Consider the following 5,695-nt stretch of genomic DNA (forward strand, 5'->3'; position numbering starts at 1 on the left):
CGTCAGAATCGGGAAACCCCGTGGCCCGGACGGGACCGTACCGTCCGGGCCACGGGAGTGCGGGGGCTGCGGCGGGTCAGGCAGCCGTCGCCCGGTCGCCGAGCACGGACCGGTGGATCTCCTGGGCCCGGACCGCCACGGTCGACAGCAGGGTGCTGGTGAGCCCGTGGGTGTGCTCGGTCCCGCCCTGGAGGTAGATGCCGGCCGCGACCTCCGGCACCGTCTCGACGCGATGGTCCCGGCCGACCCGGATCGCGTCGCCGTCGTCCTTGAGGCACAGCTTGGCCGCGTCGCCCATGAGCGCGGTCAGGTCCCGGGGCCGGTAGCCGGTGGCGAGCACCAGGATGTCGGCGGGCAGCGTCTGCTGTTCGCCGGTGGGCAGGAACTCGACGGTGATGTCGAGACCGCCGTCGGCGCCGTCTGCTCCGGGCGCTCCGGGCACGACGCCGCGGACGCGGGAGACGTTGAGGAAGCGCAGCCGCTCCCGCCCGGCGACCTTCTCCCGGTACGTGGTGGCGTACAGCGACTCGATCAGATCCATGTCGACGACCGAGTAGTTGGTGGAGCGGTGGTAGTCCAGCAGGGACTGCTTGACCGCCGACGGCGCGGAGAAGTAGACGTCGACCGCCTCCGGATCGAAGATCCGGTTGGCGAACGGGCTGTCGTCCGCGGGCGTGTAGCCGTACTTGGCGAAGACCGAGCAGACCTCGGCGTCCGGGAACGTGCGGTGCAGGTAGTCCACCGTCTCGGCGGCGCTCTGCCCGGCGCCGAGCACGACCGCCCGCCGCACCGGCGCACCCGTCCCGGCCAGTTGCTCGGCCCGCGGAATCAACTCGCTGTTGTGCCACACCCGTTCGGCGAGTTCGAGCCCCGGCGGCACATGCGGCTCAAGCCCCATCGCCACGCTGATGTTGCGCGTGCGGTGCGTCACGCCCGTCCCCGGGCGGGCCGTGTCACGGCAGGTGACGTCGAAGAACGTGACCCGCCCGGCGTCGTCGCGCACCGGGTCCACCGCGATCACCTCGCTGCCGTAGAACACCTGGTGCGCGACCCGCGCGGCCGCCCACTCGAAGTACTCGTGGAACTCCATCCGCAGCGGGAAGAGGGTCTTCTGGTTCAGGAAGTCGATCAGTCTGCCCTGTTCGCGCAGGAAGCAGAGGAAGCTGTAGTCGCTGGTCGGGTTGCGCAGGGTGACGAGGTCCTTGAGGAAGGAGACCTGCATCGTGGCGTCGTCGATCAGCATGCCCCGGTGCCAGCCGAACCGCGGCTGCCGTTCCAGGAACAGGGCGTTGAGACGGCTGTCCGCCGCGAGACCCGCGTTGTGCTCCTCGACTGCTATGGAAAGAGCGAGATTTGACGGGCCGAAACCGATTCCGATGATGTCGTGGACGACGTCGGAACCCATGACCGGTGATTTCACCTTGGCATCGCCTCCCTCAGGCAGACCCATGCTAGATAAGGTAAGGCTTACCTAGCAATGGAGTCAGTGAAGGGAAGGACCGTCATGCGGGTCGTCATGCTCGGCTACCAGACCTGGGGTCACCGCACGCTGCAGGCGCTGCTGGACTCCGATCACGAGGTGGTCCTCGTCGTCACCCATCCGAGGAGCGAGCACGCCTACGAGAAGATCTGGGACGACAACGTCGCCGAGCTGGCCGAGAAGCACGACGTCCCGGTGCTGCTCCGCAACCGCCCCGACGACGCCGAACTCCTCGCCGCCGTACGGGAGTCGAGGCCGGACATCATCGTCGCCAACAACTGGCGGACCTGGCTGCCGCCGGAGCTGTTCGACCTGCCCCCGCACGGCACCCTCAACATCCACGACTCCCTGCTGCCGGCCTACGCCGGGTTCTCCCCGATCATCTGGGCGCTGATCAACGGCGAGGAGCGGGTCGGGGTGACCGCGCACCGCATGAACGCCGAACTCGACGCCGGGGACGTCCTGGTGCAGCGCTCGGTGCCGGTCGGGCCCGCCGACACGGCCACCGATCTGTTCCGCCGGACCGTCGACCTGATCGCGCCCATCGTGCGCGAGTCGCTCGACCTGATCGCCGCCGGCCGGGACGCCGGCCAGTGGGTGCCGCAGGACCGCACCCGCGCCAGCTTCTTCCACAAGCGGTCCCTGGAGGACAGCCGCATCGACTGGACCTGGCCCGCGGAGCGCCTGGAGCGCCTGGTGCGGGCCCAGTCGGACCCGTACCCGAACGCCTACGCCTTCCACCGCGGCGAGCGGCTCAGGATCGTCTCCGCCGCCGTCTCCGAGGGCCGTTACGGCGGCACCCCGGGCCGGATCTTCATCCGCGAGGGCGACGGCGTGGTCGTCGTGGCGGGGGCCGACGCCCACACCGGGCGCTGCCCGGGGCTGCTGGTCCGGCGGGTGCGCACGGCCGACGGCACGGAGCACGCGGCGGCGGACTACTTCCGCACCATGGGGGGCTACCTGACGTCCCGTCCCTGAGCGCGGTCCCGACCCCGGCCGCCGGCTCAGTCGACGGCGGCCGGTACCGCGCCCTCGGCGTCGCGGGCGTCGCCGTCGTGGTGGTGGCGGCCCAGCGGGATGACCATCGGGGTGCCGCTGACCGGGTCGGGGGTGATCCGGCAGCGCAGGTCGAAGACGTCCTCGACGGTCGACTCCGTGACCACCTCGGCCGGTGGGCCCTGGGCGACGATGCGGCCGGCCTTCATGGCGATGACGTGATCGGCGTACCGGCAGGCCTGGTTGAGGTCGTGCAGCACCATCACCACCGTGCGGCCCTCGCGCCGGTTGAGGTCCGTGACCAGGTCCAGGACGTCGATCTGGTGGGCGAGGTCGAGATAGGTCGTCGGCTCGTCCAGGAGCAGCACGGGGGTGCCCTGCGCGACGGCCATGGCGATCCAGGCGCGCTGCCGCTGGCCGCCGGAGAGCTCGTCCACCGGCCGGTCCGCGAGCTCGGTCAGGCCGGTCGCCGCCAGCGCGGCCCGCACGGCCTCCTCGTCCGCCGCCGACCACTGCCGCCACCAGGTCTGGTGCGGGGAGCGCCCGCGGTTGACCAGGTCGGCGACGGTCAGCCCCTCCGGCGCCACCGGCGTCTGCGGCAGGATGCCGAGTGCGCGGGCGAGTTCGCGGGTCGGTATGGAGCGCAGCGCCGTGCCGTCCAGTTCGACGACGCCCTGGCGCGGGGCCAGCAGCCGGGCGAGGGCGCGCAACAGGGTCGACTTGCCGCACGCGTTCGCCCCGACGATGGCCGTGATCCGGCCGGTGGGCACGGTGAGGTCGAGGTCCGTCACCACCGGCCGCCCGTCGTAGGCGAGATGGAGGCCGCGGGCCCGCAACTCGGGTCCCTCGGCGGGCTGTTCGGGGGAGCCCGGCGGGCGCGGGTCGGTGGTCGACATGGGATCAGCCTCCAGATCCCGCGCGGTTGGCGCGGACGAGCAGCCACAGCAGGACCGGCGCGCCGAGGGCGCCGGTGACGATCCCGACCGGCAGTTCCGTCCCGGGGACCGCCTCGCGGGCGAGGAGGTCGGCGCCGAGGACGACGAACGCGCCGGTGAGACCGGAGACGAGCGGGGGCGGTGCCGAGGTGCCGGCCAGCCGCAGCGCGATCTGCGGGCAGGCCAGGGCCACGAAGGCGACCGGTCCGGCCGCCGCCGTGCCGAAGGCGACCAGGCCCACCCCGGTCAGCAGCAGGGCCAGCCGGACCGGCTGGACGGGGGTGCCGAGCCCGGCGGCCACGTCGTCGCCGAGCTGGAGCGTGCGCATCCAGCGGCCCAGGCCCAGGGTGACCGGCAGCAGTACGGCGAGGGCGATCGCCAGGGAGTCCACCTGGCCCCAGGTGCGGCCGTTGAGGTTGCCGACCAGCCAGCCGAGCGCCTCCTCGGCCTGGAACCGGTTGCCGCGCGCCACCAGGAAGTCGGTGGCGCTGGTGCAGATCCAGGAGACGCCGATGCCTATGAGGATGATGCGGTAGCCGGTGGCCCCGCCCTTCCAGGCCAGCGCGTACACGAGCAGCGCGGTCGCCAGGGCGCCGAGCAGTCCGACGGTGGACAGCCCGAGCCCGCCGCCCCAGCCGAGCACCACCGCGGCGACCACCGCCGTGCCGGCGCCCTCGGTCAGCCCGATCATGTCGGGGCTGGCCAGCGGATTGCGGGTCATCGTCTGGAACACCGCCCCGGAGACCCCGAAGGCGAGGCCGACCAGGAGGCCGGTCAGGGCGCGGGGCAGCCGCAGGTCCCTTACGACGACGAGCGTGCCGGGGTCGCCCACGCCGAACAGGGCCTTGACGACGTCGGGCAGGCTCACCGGGTAGTCGCCGAGGGCCAGGCCCCAGCAGAACAGCGCGAACGCGCCCACGCCGACGAGCACTCCGGTCAGCACCAGGCGCGGCCGCAGCATGCCGGAGACCGGGGGCACGGCCAGCCGGAACGGCCGGTCGCGCAGCGCGGGCCGGGCGGAAGCGGCGGGAGCAGGAGCGGGAGAGGGTTGTGCGGGCACGCTCACACCTCCGCGAGTTTCCGGCGGCGGACCAGGGCGATGAAGAACGGGCCGCCGAGGAAGGCGACGAGGACGCCGGCCTGGATCTCGGTGGGCCGGGCCACCATCCGGCCCGTGATGTCGGCGGACAGCAGCAGCACGGGCGCCAGCGCGGCGGACAGCGGCAGCAGCCAGCGGTGGTCGGGGCCGATGCCGGCGAACTGGGCGAGCAGCCGGGCGATGTGCGGGACGACCAGGCCGAGGAAGACCACCGGACCGATGACGGCGACCGACGCGCCGGTCAGCAGCACGATCGCGGTCACGCCCTGGAGCCGTACCAGGCCCAGCCGCCGCCCCAGGGAGGCGGCCACGTCGTCGCCGAGCGCGAGGCTGTTGAGGGCGGGGGCGCAAGCCAGGGCGAGGACGGCGCCGACCGCGAGGAACGGCAGGATGCGCACCAGGTCGCCGGAGTCCTGGTCGGCCAGGGTGCCGGCGGACCAGTAGCGGTAACGGTCCAGCGCGTCCTGGTCGGTGAGCACCACGGCACTGGTCAGCGACGACAGCAGCGAGGTGACGGCCACGCCGGCGAGCGCCAGCTTCACCGGGGTCGCCCCGGAGCGGCCCAGCCGTCCGAGGAGGAAGACCAGGACGCTCGCGGCGAGCGCCCCGGCGAACGCGAACCACACGTAGCCGTAGAGCGATCCGACCCCGAACACCGCGACCGACACGACGATCGCGAAGGACGCGCCCGCGCTCACCCCGAGGATGCCGGGGTCCGCGAGGGGGTTGCGGGTCAGGGCCTGCATCAGGGCGCCGGACATGCCGAGCGCGGCACCCGTGGTCAGGCCGAGCAGGGTGCGGGGGACGCGTACCGACCAGATCACGTTGTCGACCAGCCGGCTCGGCGGATGCCCGAGCACCGAGCGCACCACCTGGTCGAGCGGGATGCTCAACGCGCCCAGGGCCACGGAGAGAAGGGACAAAAGGACCAGGAGGGCGATGATCAGTGTCACCAGCACCGAGGTGCGAAGCCTTCTGCCTGAAGCCACTTGCCGGTCTCCATGCCGTCGTCCGGTGGTCCGTGAACAGTCCTGATAGCAGGTTAGGTGAGCATAACCTCAGTCGCTGTGACTTGGACCGCTGAAGTCGGATTGACCCTGTTGAGTTAGGCAATCCTTACCTTACTATGCGAGCGGTCGCGGCTCCGCTGAGCCGTTCCACACCTATGGGGAGGCACGGGCAGCT

The 5,695-nt window shown here is 72.1% G+C and carries 5 protein-coding genes; 1 reads left to right on the forward strand and 4 read right to left on the reverse strand.

Going from position 1 to position 5,695, the window contains the following annotated elements:
* Nucleotides 1-76: 76 nt before the first annotated feature.
* On the reverse strand, nt 77-1,420 hold the full coding sequence (locus KVT45_RS33630) for a lysine N(6)-hydroxylase/L-ornithine N(5)-oxygenase family protein (RefSeq protein ID WP_217552996.1): 1,344 nt from the start codon (nt 1,418-1,420) through the stop codon (nt 77-79).
* Between the two features lie 84 nt (nt 1,421-1,504).
* Here KVT45_RS33630 and KVT45_RS33635 point away from each other — a divergent pair, with 84 nt between their 5' ends.
* Nucleotides 1,505-2,458, forward strand: coding sequence for a methionyl-tRNA formyltransferase (locus KVT45_RS33635; RefSeq protein WP_217552936.1), 954 nt, complete (start codon nt 1,505-1,507; stop codon nt 2,456-2,458).
* A gap of 26 nt (nt 2,459-2,484) precedes the next feature.
* On the opposite strand, the gene KVT45_RS33640 is transcribed toward KVT45_RS33635, so the two are convergent.
* The 3 genes from KVT45_RS33640 to KVT45_RS33650 are packed head-to-tail and all read right to left on the reverse strand — an operon-like array spanning nt 2,485 to nt 5,499.
* Nucleotides 2,485-3,372: an ABC transporter ATP-binding protein gene (locus KVT45_RS33640; protein WP_217552937.1), complete on the reverse strand. Its 888-nt coding sequence runs from the start codon at nt 3,370-3,372 to the stop codon at nt 2,485-2,487.
* A 4-nt stretch (nt 3,373-3,376) separates the two neighbouring features.
* Nucleotides 3,377-4,477, reverse strand: coding sequence for an iron chelate uptake ABC transporter family permease subunit (locus KVT45_RS33645; RefSeq protein WP_217552938.1), 1,101 nt, complete (start codon nt 4,475-4,477; stop codon nt 3,377-3,379).
* Nucleotides 4,474-5,499: an iron ABC transporter permease gene (locus KVT45_RS33650; RefSeq protein WP_217552939.1), complete on the reverse strand. Its 1,026-nt coding sequence runs from the start codon at nt 5,497-5,499 to the stop codon at nt 4,474-4,476. The genes KVT45_RS33645 and KVT45_RS33650 overlap by 4 nt, the downstream gene beginning before the upstream one ends.
* Nucleotides 5,500-5,695: the final 196 nt, after the last annotated feature.

This window comes from Streptomyces sp. GbtcB6 (assembly GCF_019091475.1).
In the GTDB taxonomy this organism is placed as follows: domain Bacteria; phylum Actinomycetota; class Actinomycetes; order Streptomycetales; family Streptomycetaceae; genus Streptomyces; species Streptomyces hyaluromycini.

What these genes read in the sequence shown, in the direction of transcription:
- KVT45_RS33640 (WP_217552937.1), bottom strand. Translation starts at nt 3,372, where the DNA reads ATGTCGACCACCGACCCGCGCCCGCCGGGCTCCCCCGAACAGCCCGCC.
- KVT45_RS33635 (WP_217552936.1), top strand. Translation starts at nt 1,505, where the DNA reads ATGCGGGTCGTCATGCTCGGCTACCAGACCTGGGGTCACCGCACGCTG.